Genomic DNA, 16,429 nt, shown 5'->3' with positions numbered 1-16,429 from the left:
CGACGTGCGCCTTATTGAAGATTGCCGGCAAGGTCGACTCCGGGGCGCAAAAGAAAACGGCCCGGGGCAGGTGCCCCGGGCCGCATCGCGTCGACTGAAGCCACGCTTAGTTGTTGCCGGACCCGCCGGTCGATCCCGCGCCGGAGATCTGTGCCGGAAGCCGACCCTGCGACTGCTTCTGCTGCATGAAGCTGGCGAAGTTCTGCTCCGCCACCTGCTGCCAGAGGAAGTGCTCGGCCTGGAAGTCCATCATGCTGTCGTAGATGTCCGCCCAGCCGTCGGTATTGCCGCGCAGGTCGGAATAAAGCGACAGCGCCGCCTCGTAGGTGGCGTCCAGCACCTCCTGCGGGAAGGCGCGAAGCTGCGCGCCGTTCTGCACGAGGCTGCGCAGCGCGGTCGGGTTCTTGTAGTCGTATTCCGCCATCATCTCGGTGTTGGCGGCCCGGCACGCGGTTTCGAGCAGGCGCTTGTAGGTGTCCGGCAGGCTTTCCCACGCCTCGGTGCCCACGAAGACGTTGAGGGTCAGGTTTCCTTCCCACCAGCCGGGATAGTAGTAGTACGGCGCGACCTGGTAGAAGCCCAGCTTCTCATCGTCGTAGGGGCCGATCCACTCCGCCGCGTCGATCGTGCCGCGCTCGAGCGCGGGGTAGATGTCGCCGCCGGCGATCTGCTGCGGCACCACGCCGATCTGCTCCATGATCCGCCCGGCGAGGCCCGCGATCCGCATCTGCAGCCCGTCCATGTCCGACAGCCCGCCGATCTCCTCGCGGAACCAGCCGCCCATCTGCGTGCCGGTGTTGCCGGCCGGCAGATAGTGCAGACCCTGCGAATTGTAGAAGCCGTTGAGCGCGTCGAGCCCGCCCCCGTAGTAGAGCCACGCGTTCATGCCGCGATTGTTCAGGCCGAAGGGAATGACCGCCCCGAGCGCCCAAGTGGGCGACTTGCCGACGTAGTAGTAGGCTGCGGTGTGACACATCTCGACGGTGCCGTTCTGCACCGCGTCGGCAGCCTGCAGGCCGGGCACGATCTCGCCACCCGCGAAGACCTGGATATCGAAGGCGCCGTCGGTCGCCTCGCGCACGTACTGGGCCACGTCCTGCGCACCGCCGTAGATCGTGTCGAGCGATTGCGGAAAGGACGAGGTGCAGCGCCACTGGATTTGCGGCGAGGATTGCGCGACCGCGGGCGCGGCCAGCGTCGCGGCACCGGTGCCGCCGACAGCGGCGGTGGTCAGAAACTTGCGGCGATCCATGAATTCTCCCCTCTATAGATGTCGTGGCGAGTCACCTAGAGCGGCACGCCGCGCTGACGACCACGTGACCGCGCGGGTCAGGACCGCGCCGCGGGGAGCGTCAGGTCCGCCCGGATCGGACGATGGTCCGAGGTCGCGCGGATGGCGGGCGTGTCGAGCACTTCGAGCGTCTTTACCGACAGGGGCGGGGTCACCAGAACGCGGTCGAGCGGCAGGATCGGTCGGCGGGCAGGGAAGCTTGCCCGGCGTGGCCCGGCAAAGGGCAGGATCGTCACCCGGCGCGACAGCGCCGGCCCGCCCCACGGCCGCCACTCGTTGAGATCGCCGCACAGGATCGTCGGCCGCGCGGCGCGGCGGGCGAGATGCTGGCCGATCGTGCGCGTCTGCGCCACGCGCAGCGGCAGCGCCAGCGCAAGATGCGCGCCGACGAGCCGCAGCGGCTTGTCGCGATGGGTGAAATCCACCACGACCGCGCCGCGATGGCAGTGGCCCGGAAGGTCGACAAGCAGCACGCGCTCGACGACCGACGCCGCCGACAGGAACACGATCGTGCCGAGAAACCCGTGGCTTTCGACGCTCCAACGGGTCTCCGGCGCCGCGTGGACCGAACGCAATCCCGTGTCGCGTTCGATCCGGTCGAGATCGAGCAGCCCACGATGGGGCGGCGCCTCCTCGTCCGCTTCCTGCAGCAAGAGCGCGTCGGGCGGTGGCGCGCAGACGTCGCCGACCACGACATCGGCGGTGCGCCCGGGATCGACCACACCGTCGTTGCCGCGCGCGCGGTGGATGTTCCAGCTCGCGCAGGTGAACCGCGTCTCAGGGTCTGTCACGTCTTTCGGGCCTTCGGATCAGGGGCGGGGGCCGGCCGAGGCGGAGCGTCGCACGGATCGCGCCCACAGGCACGCCGGCAAAGGTCGCATCGGCTTTCTCGGCGGTGCCCCGCGCGGTCCGATTGCCGCGCGGGGCGTCGCTGCCGATCTCACCGGCAGATCGTGGCCGCAGCCGGCGCGGCAGACCCCGCGCCCGCCGCCTCAGCCGAGTTCGGAACGCACCAGCGCCGCACCTTCGGCCATCGCCCGGATCTTGCCGAACGCTGTCTCGCGCGGAAGGTATTTCAGCCCGCAATCGGGGGCCACGATGACCTTTTCCGCATCCACGTGCGGCAGCGCGCGGCGGATGCGGTCGGCGATCACCTGCGGCGTCTCGACCTCGGGGTCGGACAGGTCGAGCACGCCGAGAATGATGGTCTTGCTCCGCAGATGCTCCAGCACCGAGGTATCGAGGTTCGACTGCGCCGTCTCGATCGAGATCTGGTCGCAGGAGCACCCAGCCATTTGCGGCAGGAACGAGTAGCCTTCGGGTCGTTCGTGGATGATCGCCGCATAGCCAAAGCAGATGTGGACGGCGGTCTTGCCTGCCGCGCCCTCCAGCGCCGCGTTCAGCGCCTCCAGTCCGTATTCCTCGGCCGCCTCGGGCCGGGCCTGCATGTACGGCTCGTCGAGCTGCACGACGTCGGCGCCTGCGGCGAAGAGATCGGCGATCTCCTCCTTCACCGCCTGCGCATAGGCGAGCGCGCAGGCGCGCGGGTCGCCATAATGGTCGTCCTGCGCCTGCTGCGACATGGTGAAGGGCCCGGGCACCGTCATCTTGACCATGCGGTCGGTGTGGCGCTTGAGGAACTTCAGATCCTCGACCTCGACGGAGTGGATCCGCACGATGTCGCCGGTCACGCGCGGCACCGGGTTGGGGTGCCCGGACCGGTCGAGCGCGGTGCCGGGGTTGTCGATGTCCACGCCGGCCAGCGCGGTGGCGAACCGGTTGGAGTAGCTCTCGCGCCGGATCTCGCCATCGGTGATGATGTCGAGCCCGGCCTCTTCCTGCAGCTTGATGGCGGCGATGGTGGCGTCATTCTGCGCCTCTTCCAGATGCTCTTCGGGGATCCGCCACAGCTCCTTGGCGCGGGTGCGCGGCGGGAAGCGGCCGCCGAGCTTTTCGCGGTCGATGAGCCAGTCGGGCTGACAATAGCTTCCGACAAGGGAGGTGGGCAGCAGCATGGGTGTCTCCTGGTTTGCTGGGTGGCGCGTCATCCGTTGGGCAGGGCCGGGAGCGCGCGGAGGTAGCGCACGATCGCCTCCAGATCGTCGTCGGTCATGCGCGCGAGGTAGGGGTAGGGCATCGGCGGCAGCATGGCGGAGCCGTCCGGGCGGATGCCCTCGGTGATCATCGCCTTGATCTCGCCGTCGTCGTAGCCGTCGAGCCCGTCGGCGTGCGGGGTGATGTTGGACGCGACCGAGATGCCCCACGGGCCGTGAAACTCGAAGCCGCCGGCGCCGAGCCGGGCGTCGTAGTCCGGACCGCGGGGCGTCATCGGCGTGTGGCATTCCATGCAGTGGGCGAGGCCCATGGCGAGGTATTCGCCGTAGGCTTCGGTCGCGCCGCGGGGCGGCGCGTCGACGCTCTCGACCGGCGGGCCGTAGCTTGGCGGCAGCTCGATCCGGTATTCCGATGCGGGCCCCTCGGTGTCGACCGGATCGACCGTGCGCAGGAACGCCACGATCGCCGACAGGTCGTCGTCCGAGATGTGGCGGTAGGCGGAATAGGGCATGGGCGGGCCGATCAGTGTGCCGTCGGGCCGGATGCCCTCGCGGATGGCGCGGGCGAGCTTGGCATCGGTCCAGTCCGCGATGCGGCTGCCGGGCGTGATGTTCGGCGCGTAGGCGGTGAACATGTCGTTGTCCTCCACCAGCCGGCCGCCGAGTTCCTGCTCCATCACGAACCCCTCGGGCCCGATCGGCGTGTGGCAGTTGCCACAGCCCATGATCCCGCGCACGAGGTATTCGCCGCGCGCCTCGGGCGTCTCCGCGGCGGCGATGCCGCCGAGCGCCGCCAGTCCGGTGGCCAGTGTCGAAAGCGTCTTCATGAATTCCTCCCTGAAAAACCGGCGCCGGCTGCTCCTCCGGCCGGCGCCGAAACCCGTCGGTCAGAAGGCAAAGAGGTCGCGCTCCACCCCGGCCGCCTCGAAGATGTGGTCGCGGCTCGCCTCGAGTTCCGAGCGCAGCCGCGCGATGTCGAAGCCGACCATCTGGCCGCGCCATTTCTTCACCTGGCCGGCGACCAGCACGGTATCGACGTTCGAGCGCTCCATCAGCGTCACCACCGCGCCGGGCGCGTTGTTGAGTGGCGTGACGTTAAGCGCCTCGGCATCCAGCAGCACGATGTCTGCCGCCTTGCCGGGCGTCAGGCTCCCGGTCACGTCGTCGAGCTTGAGGCCGCGCGCGCCCTCGATCGTGGCGTGGCGGATCGCGTCGGGGCATTGCATCAGCGCCGGGTAATCCTCGGCACCGGACAGCGCGGCCTCGTTCGCGAACATGCGCTGGAGCGTGATGAGGCCCCGCATCTGCGTGAACGGATCGGCGGTCATCGTGCATTCCACGTCCGACGACAGCGAGGTCGACAGCCCGAGGTCGATCGCCTTCTGGATCGGCGGCGTGCCGTGGCGCATGTGCATCTCGATCGGCACGGCGAGCGAGACATGCGCGCCCGCGTCGGCCGCCGCCTGCCAGCTCATGTCGGACATGCCCGTCATGTGGATGAAGATGTTGTCGTCTCCGAACTCGCCCGCCTGCGCGAGCTGGTCGAACGTGTCCGCCATGCCGAACGTGCCGACCACGTGCAGCGCGATCGGCAGGCCCAGCTCGCGGCCGATCTGCCAGCTCGTCTCGTAACCCGGCAGGTAGATCTCGCCGCCCATGACCATCGTCGTGAGCTGGTCGTCGGAGGCGAAGTACTGTTCGCGTATACGGCGGGCATCCTGCGGGTACTGCGAGCGGTCGCCGTGCCCTTCGAAATAGCCGAAGACCGACCGGCGGCCGGCGTCCTGCAGCCCCTCGATGGCGGCGTCCGAGTGTTCCGGGCTGTGGTGGATCTGGCTGACGTCCATCACCGTCGTCACGCCCGCGTCCAGCTGCGCGATCCCGGCGAAGAGCTCGTTGATGTAGACGTCCTCGGGCCGGTACACCATCGAGAACGTCTGCAGGATCGTGTCGTAGTAGTTCGTCTCGTTCACGGAGCGCCCGTCGTTGACGAGGATGCCGTGCGCAAGCTGGCTGCGCAGCGCGGTCTCGAACTGGTGGTGGTGGGTGTCGATGAAGCCGGGCATGACGATCTTGCCCGCCGCGTCGATCACCGCGGCGTCTGGCGCGTCGATCGACGCGGCGATCTCCACGATCCGCCCGCCTTCGATCAGGACGTCGCCGGAGGCGAAGTTGCCGACGCTGTCATCGACCGAGATGATCGTGCCGCCCCGGATCAGGGTCTGCCGCCCGGGCGCGCCGATCCCCGCGGGAATGGATCCTTCGGCCGCCTGCTGCGCCGTGGCGGAGCCGCCGAGAGTCGCGCCCGTGGCCGCCGCGGCGCCGCCGATGGCCGAGGCCTTGAGGAAGTCGCGGCGTGACGGGCACGGCGCTTTCGGGCGCGCGGGGTCGCACAATCTGCACATCGGGTGTCTCCTTTTCCGTGGAATTGCGGGGGATCAGCCGGTGAGGGCCGACCCCAGGACGGGATAGCGCACGAGCTGGTGCGCGATATGCGAGGCGGTGGCGCGCAGCTCGGGCAGGCGTTCGGCGACGAGCTGTTCCGGCGTGACGAGGCCGGTGTAGCCCGAGCTGTTGAGCGCGGCGATCGTCCGGCCCTCGGCGTTGCGGATCGGGACCGCGATGGCGGTGATGCCGTAGTCGAGCTGATCGACGGTGGTGGCGTAGCCCTGCTCGCGCACGCGGTCGAGTTCCTCGCCCAGCCGGCACGGATCGGTGCAGGTGCGCGAGGTCAGCGCCTGCGGGGCCAGCCGGGCCAGCCACGCCGCGCGCTCGTCGTCGGGCATGCCGGCGACGATGACCCGGCCCATCGACGTGGCGAAGGCCGGGTAGCGAACGCCCACCACCGCCGCCGCGCGGCGCGCGCGCTGGACCGACACGTGGGCGATGTAGATGACGTCGTGCCCGTCCAGCGCGCCGACCGAGGAGGCGTCGCCGAACCGGTCGACCACCGCCTTCAGCTCGGGCTGGAGCACCTCGTCGATCCGCGCCGACGCGTAGAAGGCCGAGCCCAGCGTCATGATCTTGGGTGTCAGGTGGAACTGCTTTCCGCTGCGCCCGACATAGCCGAGCGTCTCGAGCGTGATGAGGCTGCGGCGGGCCGCGGCCGGCGACAGGTTCACCACCTTCGCGACCTCGCTCAGCGTCATCTCCGGCCGCGTCCCGTCGAAGCTCTCGAGGATCGAGAGGCCCTTGGCGAGGGCCTCCACGAACTCGGCCGGTCTTTCTGATTTCTGTTCCACGGCGTCACCCCTCCGGCGCGAGGACGAAATCGAACTCGAAGACGGCGTCGGGTTTCACGGCGAGATCGTAGTCGAACTGGTCGGCCTTCCGCACCGGCTGCACCTTGGCAATGAGCGACTTGCGCACGCCGAAGACCGCGTCGTTGTCGAGGTACTCTGTGTTCTCGAAGAAGACCTCGGTGGTGACGCCGGCCATGCCCGGGGCGCGGACGATGTAGTGAAGATGCGCCGCACGCCAGGCGTGCCGGTTGCCCGCGCGCAGAAGCTCGCCCACCGGTCCGTCGTACGGCACGGTATAGGGCTTCGGCAGGACCGTGGTGTAGAAATATCGCCCCTCGTCGTCGCAGGTGAACTTGCCGCGCAGGTCCATCTTGTCCTGGCCGTGCTCCTGCTCTTGGATCGGGTAGGTGCCCGCGCCGTCGGCCTGCCAGGTATCGACGATGGCGCCGGGCAGGGGCTTGTGCAGGGTGTCGGTGACCTTGCCGTGCACCAGCACGACGGCGCCGTCGCGCCCTTCCGACAGGTCGGCACCCAGCGGCTTTTCCGGCGCGTCGTCGAGGTAGAAGGGACCGAGATTCGACCCCTCCGTGGCGCCGCCTCGGGTGTTGATCATGTCGACGAGCGCCGAGAAGCCGAGCACGTCCGACAGCAGGATGTATTCGTGCCGCTCGGGCGTGGAGATCTTTCCGCAATCGTAGAGGAAGTTCAGCACGCGCATCCACTCGTCGTGGGTCAGGCTGTGTTCGCGGGTGAAGTCGTGCAGGTGCTCGATCAGCCCGTGCAGGAGCTGCTCGAACCGGCTGCCGGGTTCGGTCGCGAAGCTCTCCTTCACGGCGTCGGTGAGATTGAATTGGTTGATCGAGCGCATGTGGTCCTCCCTTGGCGTTCGTTGCTGGTGCGTGTCGCCCTTCGCAACAATCGTGCTTGACGAAACGGTAATCCGCCCTCTAGTCTTCGGCAAGAGCAAAAAATTTCGCATACCGAAAAAGGAAGCGCGATGCGCATTGGCAAACAGGATCAGAGCTTTACGGCGATCGCCACGTCGGACGCCGAGAGCATCACCGTGCGCGGCCACGATCTGTGCGACGACCTGATCGGGAAAATCGGCTTCACCGACTATTTCTGGCTGCTGGTCCTTGGCGAGAAGCCGACCGAGCCGCAGCGGCGCATGATGGATGCCTGCCTCGTCGCGATCGCCGAGCACGGGCTTGTTCCGTCGGTGCAGGCGGCGCGCATGACGCTGGCCGCGGGGCCCGACGCGTGGCAAGGCGCGATGTCGGCCGGTCTTCTGGGCATGGGCAGCGTCGTCGCGGGCTCGTCCGAGGTCGCCGCGCAGTTCCTGCAGGAGGTTCTGGACAAGGCGGAGGCCGACGGCACCGACCTCGAGACCGCCGCCATCGACAGCCTGAAGGCGCTGAAAGCCGCCAAGAAGAAGGTGCCCGGCCTCGGCCATCCGCAGCACAACACCGGCGACCCCCGGGCCAACACGCTTATGGATCTCAGCGACGAGATCGGCGTGAGCGGCAAGTATGTCGAGACGCTCCGCATCCTCGGTAAACACGCGCCGGAGATCACCGGCCGGCCGCTGCCGATCAACGTGTCGGGCGCGATTCCGGCGACGATCCTCGACGCGGGCTGGCCGCTGGAGGCGATCAAGGCGGTGCCGCTTCTGGCCCGCGCCGCCGGCCTGTCGGCACATCTCTACGAGGAAAGCCTGCGCTCGATCGGGTTCATCATGTCGAACCACGCCGACCAGGCGATCAGCTACGACGGCGTCGAGTCGTCCAAGACACAAGCCAAGCGCGCGTAACGGGGAGGAACGGAATGGTCAGGATCCTCAGGGACGTCCGGGTCGTCGAACTCGGCACCTACATCACCGGCCCGGCCTGCGGCATGCACCTCGCCGATCTGGGCGCGGATGTCATCAAGGTCGAGCGTCCGGGCACCGGAGACCCGTTCCGCGCCTTCAAGGGCGGGCTCTACTCGCCGCACTACCAGACCTACAACCGCAACAAGCGCTCCATCGCGCTCGACACGAAGGACGAGGACGACCTCGCCGTCTTCCACGATCTCGTCGCGAGCGCGGACATCTTCATCCAGAACTTTCGCCCCGGCGTGGCCGAGCGGCTCGGCGCGGGCGAGGACGAGCTGCGCAAAATCAACCCCAGACTGGTCTATTGCGCGATCTCGGGTTTCGGTACCTCCGGCCCGTCGCGCGACCGCCCGGTGTTCGATTCTGTGGCGCAGGCGGCGAGCGGCTATCTGCGGCTGCTGACGCCGCCGACCGATCCGCGCGTGATCGGCCCGGCGATCGCCGATGCCGTCACCGGCCAGTACGCGGCGATGGCCTGCATCGCGGCACTGTTCGAGCGCGAGAAGGGCGGGCAGGGGCGGCGCGTCGACATCTCGATGCTCGAGGCGATGTGCCACTTCAACCTCGACGCCTTCACCCACTTCTACAGCGTGGGCGAGGTGATGGGCCCGCTGTCGCGCCCGACCGTGTCGCAAAGCTACACGTTCGAGTGCAAGGACGGCGCATGGATCGCATTCCACCTGTCCAGCCCGGAAAAGTTCTGGGAGGGGCTCCTCGCCGCGACGGGGCAGGAGCAGCTGAACGAGGACCCGCGCTTCAACGAACGGCTGGAGCGGATCCAGCACCAGGACGAGCTGATCGCGCACTTCACGCCGGTCTTCATGCAAAAGACCCGCGACGAATGGTGCGCGCTCCTGCTCGAGCACGAGGTGCCGCATTCGCCGGCCTACGACGCGTCCGAGGCGCTGGAGGACGCGCAGGCCCAACACCTCAACATCAAGGTCAGCGTTCCGAGCGCCGAGCTCGGCACCTTCACCACGGTGCGCCCGCCCTACAACTTCGATGGCGCGGCGCAGACCGACGTGATCGCGCCGCCGGTGCTCGACGAGCACGGCGACGAGATCCGCGAAGAGCTGCGCAAGCTGCGCGCGGGCTGAGGGGCCGGACATGACCGAACCGCTCAGATCCGTGCCCGCGGCCGACGTGAAGCAGGCCAGCCGCGAGATGCTGCAGAAGCAGCTCTACGCGATATTCACCAGTCCGGTCGACGGGATGGCCCCGGTCTTCGAGCATCTGGAGGCGCATCTCGCCTATCAGGTGCAGCTCGAGGCGGACGGCGTGCTCTACTCCGCCGGCCCCATGTGGACCGATGACGAGCAGAGCTGGGAGGGCGACGGCCTCGTGGTCGTGCGCGCCGAGACACGCGAGGCGGCCATCCGCATTGCCGAGGCCGATCCCATGCACAAGGCCGGTGCGCGCGCGTTCCGCGTGCGCCCGTGGATGATCAACGAGGGAAGTGTGACGGTCCGGCTCGACCTGTCGAGCCAGCGTTTCGAGATCGTCTGACACGTCACGATTCAAGGGAGGAGGAGATCCCAATGAAGCATCTGTACGGCACCGCGCTCAGCTGCGCGATGATCCTGCCCGGCGCGGCCTTCGCGCAGGAAACGATCGACCTGACCGTGGCCTCGAGCCACCCGACGGTCATTCCCTGGGTCGGCATGATCCAGACGCACTTCATGGCCCGCACGGACGAGATCCTCGCCGAGAGCGGCAACTACGAGATCAACTGGTACGAAGCCTTCGGCGGCCAGCTCTACAAGGCGAACGCCACGCTCGACTCTGTCGAGCAGGGGATTACCGATATCGGCTGGGTGTTCTCGTTCCTCGAGCCCGCGAAGTTGCCGATGAGCCAGGCGTCGTCCTACGCGCCGTTCTCGACCGCCGACGCCTCGCTCCAGCTCGAGGTCATGTCCGAGCTGTTCGAGACCAACGAGGCCTTCCGCAACGAGTGGGAACAGTACAACCTCAAGGTTCTCGGCTTCACCGGCACCGACAGCTACGACGTCTACGCCAAGGAAGAACTGGGCGGCTTCTCGGATCTCGAGGGCATGAAGCTCTCGGCGCCGGGGGTTCTGGGCAACTGGCTGCGCGGAACCGGCGCCAACGCCGTCGACGGCGCGCTGACCACGTTCTACACCGACATCCAGACCGGCGTGTCCGACGGTGTGCTGTCGCTCGCGCTCGGCGTGCTGCCAGCCAAGATCTACGAGGTCGCGCCCTACATTCACCGCTACGATCTGGGCGTCGCGTTCTCGGGCGCCGTGGCTATCAACCGCGACAGCTGGGACGGTCTGCCCGAAGAGGTCCAGAACGCCATGATCGAGGCCGGTGAATACTACACCGAGAGCCACGGCACGGACCTCAACGAACGGCACGAGGCCGCGCTCGATGCGATGGTCGAGGCCGGTGCCGAGCAATCGCCCCAGGTGCAGATCATCGACATTCCCGAAGAGGAACGCGAGGCGTGGGTGCAGGCGATGCCCAACATCGCCAAGGAATGGGCTGACGGGCTCGAAGAGCAGGGCGTGCCCGCACGCGAGTTCATGCGCGCCTACATGGACGGCCTGCGCGAGCGTGGCGCCGAGCCGGTGCGCGCCTGGGACGACGAGCTGTAACGGGCGCCCTGCAGGTGACATCCCCTGATGACAGAACGGACGGTGCCGCCCCCCGGCACCGTTCCCCGCTCGCCCGGGCGTGGGGCTGGGTCGTCGATGCGCTCGCCGCGCTCGGCACCGCGCTCATCGCCGGTCTCATGCTCATCATCTGCGCGGACATCGTCGCGCGGAACGGCATGGGATCGTCGCTGCCGCTGGTGTCCGAGCTCGGGGCGCTCCTGCTCGTGATGATCGTGGCGCTGCAGCTCGCCGCGACCGTGCGCGCGGACCGGCTCGCCCGGGCGGGCCTCTTCATCACGCCCATGCGCGAGAAACGGCCCCGCGTCGGCGCGGCGTTCGAGGCGCTGTTCTGCCTCGCCGGTGCCGCGATGGTCGGCATGATGGCGTGGGCGACGCTCGACGTGCTCGGCACCGACTGGGAGCGCGGCGAGTTCATCGGCACGCCCGGCCTCGGAACGCTGCCGACCTGGCCCTTCCGCGCTTTCATACTCGTCGGTCTCGTCGTCGCGGCGATCGAGTTCCTCGCGCGCGCCGGACGGTCCGCGACGGTCGCCGCCGGACGCGCGGAGCCCGCGTCATGAGCCCGCTCGAGATCGGATACGCGTCGATCACCGGACTGATCGTGCTGATCTACCTCGGGATGCCGATCGGCGTCGCCATGCTCGGCGTGTCGTTCTTCGGGGTCTCGATGATCCGCAACGACGCGGTGGCGATGAACATGCTGGGCGCCGTCGGCAACGACTCCTTGCGCGAGTACCTCTTTGCGGTCGTGCCGCTCTTCGTGCTGATGGGGCTGCTGGTAACCGTGTCCAACGTGGGCAAGGACACGTTCGATGTCTTCGAGCGGCTGATGCGGCGCGTGACCGCGGGCCTCGGCATCGCGACGGTCTTTGCAAACGCAGTGTTCGCCTCGATCACCGGAATCTCGATCGCGTCGGCGACGGTGTTCAGCCGCGTCGCCGTGCCCGAGATGACGCGCCACGGCTACACCAAGCGCTTCGCGACCGGCGTCGTCGCGGGCTCGTCCGTGCTCGGCATGCTGATCCCGCCGTCGCTCCTGATGATCGTCTACGCCGTGCTCGCAGAGCAATCGGTGGGCCGGATGTTCCTGGCCGGGATCGGGCCGGGGCTGCTGTTGTCGGTCGTGTTCGCGGCGACGATCCTGCTGCTCGCGCGGCGGTCGGAACGCTTCGTGTTCGACACGCGCGAGGACACCGCCGCCTACGACGATCTGTCGCTCGGCGGGTTCCTTAAGAAGTCCGTGCCGATCCTGTCGCTGATGATCCTCGTTCTCGGCGGTCTCTACGGCGGGTTCCTGAACCCGACAGAGGCCGGCGCGGCCGGCGCGGCCGGTGCGCTGGTGATCGCGCTCCTGCGGCGGTCGCTTCCCAAGCGCACGCTCTGGAACCTGATGGTCGAGACCGGTCAGATCACCGTGTCGGTGCTGTTCCTGATCCTCGCCGCGACCTTCTTCAGCCGGATGCTGGCGCTTTCGGGCGTTCCGCGGGAACTGGCCGATCTCTTTCTCGAGACTGCCATCGGGCCCTACGGCTTCCTGATCGTCTACCTGCTCCTGATCGTGGTGCTGGGCTGCCTGATCGACTCGATCTCGATCATGCTGATCGTCCTGCCCATCGCGCTTCCCGTTGCGCAGGCGGCGGGGTTCGACCTCATCTGGTTCGGCGTCCTGACGGTCGTCGCGGTGGAACTCGGCCTTCTCACGCCGCCGTTCGGCCTGTCGGTCTACACCATCAAGTCGGCGATCGAGGATCCTGACCTGTCGGTCGGCGACATCTTTCGCGGCGCGCTGCCCTTCGTGGCCGCGATGGTGGTGTCTCTCGCCATCCTGATCCTCTTTCCTTCGATCTCGACATGGCTCGCGCGGCTCTGACACAGCGGAAATGACATGACCCAACTTCTCTTCGTGCCTGGCAGCCTGCGGGCTGCCTCTTCCTCGCGCGCCACGGCGCGTGCCCTCATCGATCGTCTGCCCGACGGCGTGGAGGCGGGCACCGCCGATGTCGGCGCGCTGCCTCATTACAACGCGGACGTGACGGACGACCCGAAGGTCGCCGCCTTCGTCGACGCCGTCGCCGCGGCGGACGGTGTCGTGTTCGTCACGCCGGAATACAACTACAGCATTCCCGGCGTCCTGAAGAACGCGATCGACTGGGCCTCGCGCCCCGCCTACGAGTCCGTCTTCAAGGACAAGCCCTGCGTCGTGGTCAGCGTGTCGGGTGGGCCGCTCGGCGGCGTGCGCGCGCAGTCGCACCTGAAATACGTGCTGAACGGGATGCTGGCGCGGGTGCATCCCAGCAAGGAAATCCTCGTGCCGCAGGCGAACGCCAAGGTAGAGGACGGAAAGCTGACCGACGCGGCCATTCTCGACTTCGCCGACAGCATCCTGTCCGATTTCATCGCGCGCCTCGGCTCTCGCTAGACGCGCGGCCGGCGGCCCGGGCGCGCCCGCCCGCGCTGGCGGATCAGCGCTTCGAGAGGCGGACCGAGAGATCGCCGGTCGTCATCGAGATCTCGTGCTGCGCGCTCTGCGCCGCGAGCTGCGCGACCAGTTCCACGACCGGAGACCGGGCAAACGGCTCTTCGTCGGGCGGCGGCAGGCGGCGCATCAGCTGCACCGCGGCGTCGTCGACATACGCGCGCACGATCAGCTCTTCGTCGGTCAGGTCGGCGCCGGCCGCGCGGCGCACCTCCTCGAGGCTTGGCTCCTCGGGCTCGATCGCGGCGATCTCGCGCGCGCGAGGCCGGTCGAGGATGCGGTCGCGGACCGTGCCGTCCATGTGGTCGAGCGCCTCGCGTCCCCACTGGCCGAGCGCATACTGGATCGTTTCGTCGGACACCTGCTTGTAGCGGTCGCCGGTGATGACGTTGATCGCGGCCTGCGTGCCCACGAACTGCGACAACGGCGTCACCATGATCGGGTAGCCCAGGTCCGCGCGGACCCGCGCGGCCTCTTCCCGGATCAGGTCCATCCGGTCGCCCATGCCCACCTTCGCGAGCTGGTATTCGAGGTTCGAGATCATGCCGCCCGGGATCTGGTGGGCGTAGAGCGTCTCGTCGTAGGCGCGGGGCGCGCCGATGGCGAGCCCCTCGCGCGCCGCGATCCGCGTCAGGAACTCCGAGGTCTCGCGGACCGGGTCCAGCTCGAGCGGCACGTCGTACCCCCGCGCGTGCAGGTTGCGCACGATATCGAGGACCGAGGGCTGGGACGAGCCGTCGGCGAGCGGTGGCACCGCCGAATGCACGTGCCGTATGCCCATCGCCACCGCTTCCTGCGCGTTGAACGCCCCGAGCCCGTTGTTGCAGTGGTTGTGGAACTCGACCGGGATGTCGCCCGCGGCCTCCAGCACCCGCGGCAGCAGCTCCCGCGCCCGTTCCGGCGTCAGCAGGCCGCCCACGTCCTTGAAGCAGAGGCGATAGGGCCTGAGCGCGGCGGCGTCGCGCGTGCGCTGGACGAAGTACTCGGTCGTGTGGCGGGGCGAGACCGAGTAGATCAGGTTGACGACGGATTCCATGCCCATCCGCCGCATCTCGTCGTGCTCTTCCTTCAGCGTGCCGAAGTCGTTCCAGGGATCAGAGATGCGCGCGGTGGTGATGCCCGCGTCGATGATCGTGCGGACCATCAGCTTCGACACCGCTTCGGGGACCTTGCCGAGCCCGCTGCGATAGCCCGCGTGGAGGCGCAGCGGCGTCTGTTTCGCCCGCGCGGTGCCGCGGCGGAGCCACTCGAACGGATCCTCCTCGAGGTCGCGGATCATCTTCTTGATCTGGACGACGGGCACGAAGAACTCCATCGCCTCGTAGCCTGCGCGGTCCAGCCGGTCGAGCGCGGGCAGCATCCAGCCCGTGCGCATGTTCATGGCCCAGAGGCTCTGCTGACCGTCGCGCAGCGTGGTGTCGATGATGTGGACCGATGCGTTCATCCTGCCCTCCTTCAGGCCGTTTCGGTCGCGGCGAAGGACTGCGCCGCGCCGTCGAGCCATGTCGTGTTGATCGGCCCGTCGGCGAAGGCCGCCTGCGCCAGGACGTGACGGTGGAACGGTATCGTGGTCTCGATTCCGGCGACGCGGAACCGCGCGAGCGCCGCGTCGGTGCGCGCGATGGCGTCGGCGCGGTCGCGACCGTGAACGATGAGCTTGGCGACCATCGAGTCGTAGAACGGCGGCACGACGTATCCGGCGTGGGCGTGGCTGTCGACGCGGATCCCGTCGCCCTCGGGCGGGGCCCAGTCGGTGATCCGGCCGGGGGAGGGGGCAAAGCCCCTGGCCGGCGATTCCGCGTTGATCCGGCATTCGATCGCGTGGCCGTCGAAGCGCACGTCCTGCTGCCCGAACGACAGCGCCTCGCCCGCCGCGATGCGAAGCTGTTCGGCCACGATGTCGATGCCGGTGATCATCTCGGTCACCGGATGCTCGACCTGCACGCGCGTGTTCATCTCGAGGAAGAACACCTCGCCGCGGTCGGAATCGACGACGAATTCGACCGTGCCCGCGCTTTCGTAGCCGATGTGCTCGGCGAGCCGGACCGACGCCGCGCGGACCTCCTCCCGGATGTGGTCGGGCAGATCGGTGGGCGGCGCCTCCTCCAGGAGCTTCTGGTAGCGGCGCTGGAGCGAGCAGTCGCGCTCGCCGAGGTGCACGACGGTGCCGTGGCGGTCGGCGAGGATCTGGACCTCGATGTGCCGCGCGTTGGCGATGTAGCGTTCCAGAAAGAGCGCGCTGTCGCCGAAGGCGGCCTGCGCCTCGGCCGACGCGGTGTCGAAGGCGTTGCGCAGATCTTGCGCACGGTGAACGATGCGGATGCCGCGCCCGCCGCCGCCGGCGGCCGCCTTGAACAGGACCGGCATGCCGATCTCGTTTGCGATTCCCTCGGCGGTGGCGAATTCGGCGATCCGCGGCGACCCGGGCGCGAGCGGCACGCCGACCGCTTCGGCGATCTCGCGTGCGACCAGCTTGTTGCCCATCTGGCGAATGCACTCGGCCGAAGGCCCCACGAAGACGAGGCCGTGTTCAGCGCAGAGCGCCGCGAACTCGGCGTTCTCCGACAGGAAGCCGTAGCCCGGATGCACCGCGTCGCAGCCGGTGCCGAGGGCGGTCGCGATCAGCACGTCCTTGCGCAGGTAGCTTTGCGATGCGGCGGCCGGGCCGATGCAGACCGCGCGGTCAGCGAGTTCTGCGGCGAGGGTGGCCCGGTCGGCGTCCGAAACGGCCGCCACCGTCTCGATCCCGAGCGACCGGCAGGCCCGGATCACCCGGACCGCGATCTCTCCGCGATTGGCGACGAGGACACGGCGCAGGGCCATTCAGGCCTCCGGGCGGACGAGCAGGATCGGC

The 16,429-nt window shown here is 68.3% G+C and carries 16 protein-coding genes; 7 read left to right on the top strand and 9 right to left on the bottom strand.

Annotation, left to right across the window (positions count from 1 at the left end; genetic code table 11):
* Positions 1 to 106 precede the first annotated feature (106 nt).
* The 7 genes from ROJ8625_RS15620 to ROJ8625_RS15590 all read right to left on the bottom strand — a co-directional run bounded on the left by ROJ8625_RS15620 (position 107) and on the right by ROJ8625_RS15590 (position 7,455).
* Complete coding sequence (locus ROJ8625_RS15620; protein ID WP_085792859.1) at positions 107 to 1,252, bottom strand: TRAP transporter substrate-binding protein; 1,146 nt, start codon at positions 1,250 to 1,252, stop codon at positions 107 to 109.
* A 77-nt stretch (positions 1,253 to 1,329) separates the two neighbouring features.
* Positions 1,330 to 2,082 carry an endonuclease/exonuclease/phosphatase family protein gene (locus ROJ8625_RS15615; RefSeq protein WP_085792858.1) on the bottom strand — a complete coding sequence of 251 codons (753 nt, stop codon included), beginning with the start codon at positions 2,080 to 2,082 and terminating at the stop codon, positions 1,330 to 1,332.
* Positions 2,083 to 2,283: 201 nt separating this feature from the next.
* A complete protein-coding gene (locus ROJ8625_RS15610; RefSeq protein WP_085792857.1) occupies positions 2,284 to 3,306 on the bottom strand; it encodes a uroporphyrinogen decarboxylase family protein in 1,023 nt (340 codons plus the stop codon).
* Positions 3,307 to 3,335: 29 nt separating this feature from the next.
* Positions 3,336 to 4,172 carry a cytochrome c family protein gene (locus tag ROJ8625_RS15605; protein ID WP_085792856.1) on the bottom strand — a complete coding sequence of 279 codons (837 nt, stop codon included), beginning with the start codon at positions 4,170 to 4,172 and terminating at the stop codon, positions 3,336 to 3,338.
* A 60-nt stretch (positions 4,173 to 4,232) separates the two neighbouring features.
* The gene (locus tag ROJ8625_RS15600) at positions 4,233 to 5,750 is read right to left on the bottom strand and encodes an amidohydrolase family protein (RefSeq protein WP_085792855.1); all 1,518 of its coding nucleotides are present in this window, start codon (positions 5,748 to 5,750) and stop codon (positions 4,233 to 4,235) included.
* A gap of 33 nt (positions 5,751 to 5,783) precedes the next feature.
* Entirely contained in the window at positions 5,784 to 6,587 is an 804-nt protein-coding gene (locus tag ROJ8625_RS15595; protein WP_085792854.1) for an IclR family transcriptional regulator domain-containing protein, read from the bottom strand.
* A gap of 4 nt (positions 6,588 to 6,591) precedes the next feature.
* Complete coding sequence (locus tag ROJ8625_RS15590; RefSeq protein WP_085792853.1) at positions 6,592 to 7,455, bottom strand: dioxygenase family protein; 864 nt, start codon at positions 7,453 to 7,455, stop codon at positions 6,592 to 6,594.
* 129 nt (positions 7,456 to 7,584) lie between these two features.
* Between ROJ8625_RS15590 and ROJ8625_RS15585 the strand changes: the two genes are divergently transcribed.
* The 7 genes from ROJ8625_RS15585 to ROJ8625_RS15555 are packed head-to-tail and all read left to right on the top strand — an operon-like array spanning position 7,585 to position 13,518.
* Positions 7,585 to 8,397 (top strand): citryl-CoA lyase, encoded by an 813-nt coding sequence (locus ROJ8625_RS15585; RefSeq protein WP_085792852.1) that lies wholly within the window; start codon positions 7,585 to 7,587, stop codon positions 8,395 to 8,397.
* Positions 8,398 to 8,411: 14 nt separating this feature from the next.
* Entirely contained in the window at positions 8,412 to 9,557 is a 1,146-nt protein-coding gene (locus tag ROJ8625_RS15580; RefSeq protein ID WP_085792851.1) for a CaiB/BaiF CoA transferase family protein, read from the top strand.
* A 10-nt stretch (positions 9,558 to 9,567) separates the two neighbouring features.
* Positions 9,568 to 9,966 (top strand): YciI family protein, encoded by a 399-nt coding sequence (locus tag ROJ8625_RS15575; protein ID WP_085792850.1) that lies wholly within the window; start codon positions 9,568 to 9,570, stop codon positions 9,964 to 9,966.
* A gap of 32 nt (positions 9,967 to 9,998) precedes the next feature.
* Positions 9,999 to 11,078, top strand: coding sequence for a C4-dicarboxylate TRAP transporter substrate-binding protein (locus ROJ8625_RS15570; protein WP_085792849.1), 1,080 nt, complete (start codon positions 9,999 to 10,001; stop codon positions 11,076 to 11,078).
* A gap of 14 nt (positions 11,079 to 11,092) precedes the next feature.
* On the top strand, positions 11,093 to 11,659 hold the full coding sequence (locus tag ROJ8625_RS15565; RefSeq protein WP_085792848.1) for a TRAP transporter small permease subunit: 567 nt from the start codon (positions 11,093 to 11,095) through the stop codon (positions 11,657 to 11,659).
* A complete protein-coding gene (locus ROJ8625_RS15560; protein ID WP_085792847.1) occupies positions 11,656 to 12,969 on the top strand; it encodes a TRAP transporter large permease in 1,314 nt (437 codons plus the stop codon). Before ROJ8625_RS15565 ends, ROJ8625_RS15560 begins: the two co-directional genes overlap by 4 nt.
* Positions 12,970 to 12,984: 15 nt before the next feature.
* A complete protein-coding gene (locus ROJ8625_RS15555) occupies positions 12,985 to 13,518 on the top strand; it encodes an NADPH-dependent FMN reductase (RefSeq protein WP_085792846.1) in 534 nt (177 codons plus the stop codon).
* A 43-nt stretch (positions 13,519 to 13,561) separates the two neighbouring features.
* On the opposite strand, the gene ROJ8625_RS15550 is transcribed toward ROJ8625_RS15555, so the two are convergent.
* A complete protein-coding gene (locus ROJ8625_RS15550) occupies positions 13,562 to 15,019 on the bottom strand; it encodes a hydroxymethylglutaryl-CoA lyase-like TIM-barrel protein (protein WP_159456782.1) in 1,458 nt (485 codons plus the stop codon).
* Between the two features lie 11 nt (positions 15,020 to 15,030).
* Positions 15,031 to 16,398 (bottom strand): acetyl-CoA carboxylase biotin carboxylase subunit, encoded by a 1,368-nt coding sequence (locus tag ROJ8625_RS15545; RefSeq protein ID WP_085792844.1) that lies wholly within the window; start codon positions 16,396 to 16,398, stop codon positions 15,031 to 15,033.
* Positions 16,399 to 16,429: the final 31 nt, after the last annotated feature.

The organism is Roseivivax jejudonensis, from assembly GCF_900172265.1.
Taxonomy (GTDB): Bacteria; Pseudomonadota; Alphaproteobacteria; order Rhodobacterales; family Rhodobacteraceae; genus Roseivivax; species Roseivivax jejudonensis.
Note: the sequence above shows the minus strand (reverse complement) of the source record. Positions and strands in the feature narration are given on the sequence as shown.

Coding starts and splice junctions, on each gene's coding strand:
- ROJ8625_RS15620 (WP_085792859.1), bottom strand. CDS start 1,252: ATGGATCGCCGCAAGTTTCTGACCACCGCCGCTGTCGGCGGCACCGGT.
- ROJ8625_RS15610 (WP_085792857.1), bottom strand. CDS start 3,306: ATGCTGCTGCCCACCTCCCTTGTCGGAAGCTATTGTCAGCCCGACTGG.
- ROJ8625_RS15605 (WP_085792856.1), bottom strand. CDS start 4,172: ATGAAGACGCTTTCGACACTGGCCACCGGACTGGCGGCGCTCGGCGGC.
- ROJ8625_RS15600 (WP_085792855.1), bottom strand. CDS start 5,750: ATGTGCAGATTGTGCGACCCCGCGCGCCCGAAAGCGCCGTGCCCGTCA.
- ROJ8625_RS15590 (WP_085792853.1), bottom strand. CDS start 7,455: ATGCGCTCGATCAACCAATTCAATCTCACCGACGCCGTGAAGGAGAGC.
- ROJ8625_RS15585 (WP_085792852.1), top strand. CDS start 7,585: ATGCGCATTGGCAAACAGGATCAGAGCTTTACGGCGATCGCCACGTCG.
- ROJ8625_RS15580 (WP_085792851.1), top strand. CDS start 8,412: ATGGTCAGGATCCTCAGGGACGTCCGGGTCGTCGAACTCGGCACCTAC.
- ROJ8625_RS15575 (WP_085792850.1), top strand. CDS start 9,568: ATGACCGAACCGCTCAGATCCGTGCCCGCGGCCGACGTGAAGCAGGCC.
- ROJ8625_RS15570 (WP_085792849.1), top strand. CDS start 9,999: ATGAAGCATCTGTACGGCACCGCGCTCAGCTGCGCGATGATCCTGCCC.
- ROJ8625_RS15560 (WP_085792847.1), top strand. CDS start 11,656: ATGAGCCCGCTCGAGATCGGATACGCGTCGATCACCGGACTGATCGTG.
- ROJ8625_RS15555 (WP_085792846.1), top strand. CDS start 12,985: ATGACCCAACTTCTCTTCGTGCCTGGCAGCCTGCGGGCTGCCTCTTCC.
- ROJ8625_RS15550 (WP_159456782.1), bottom strand. CDS start 15,019: ATGAACGCATCGGTCCACATCATCGACACCACGCTGCGCGACGGTCAG.
- ROJ8625_RS15545 (WP_085792844.1), bottom strand. CDS start 16,398: ATGGCCCTGCGCCGTGTCCTCGTCGCCAATCGCGGAGAGATCGCGGTC.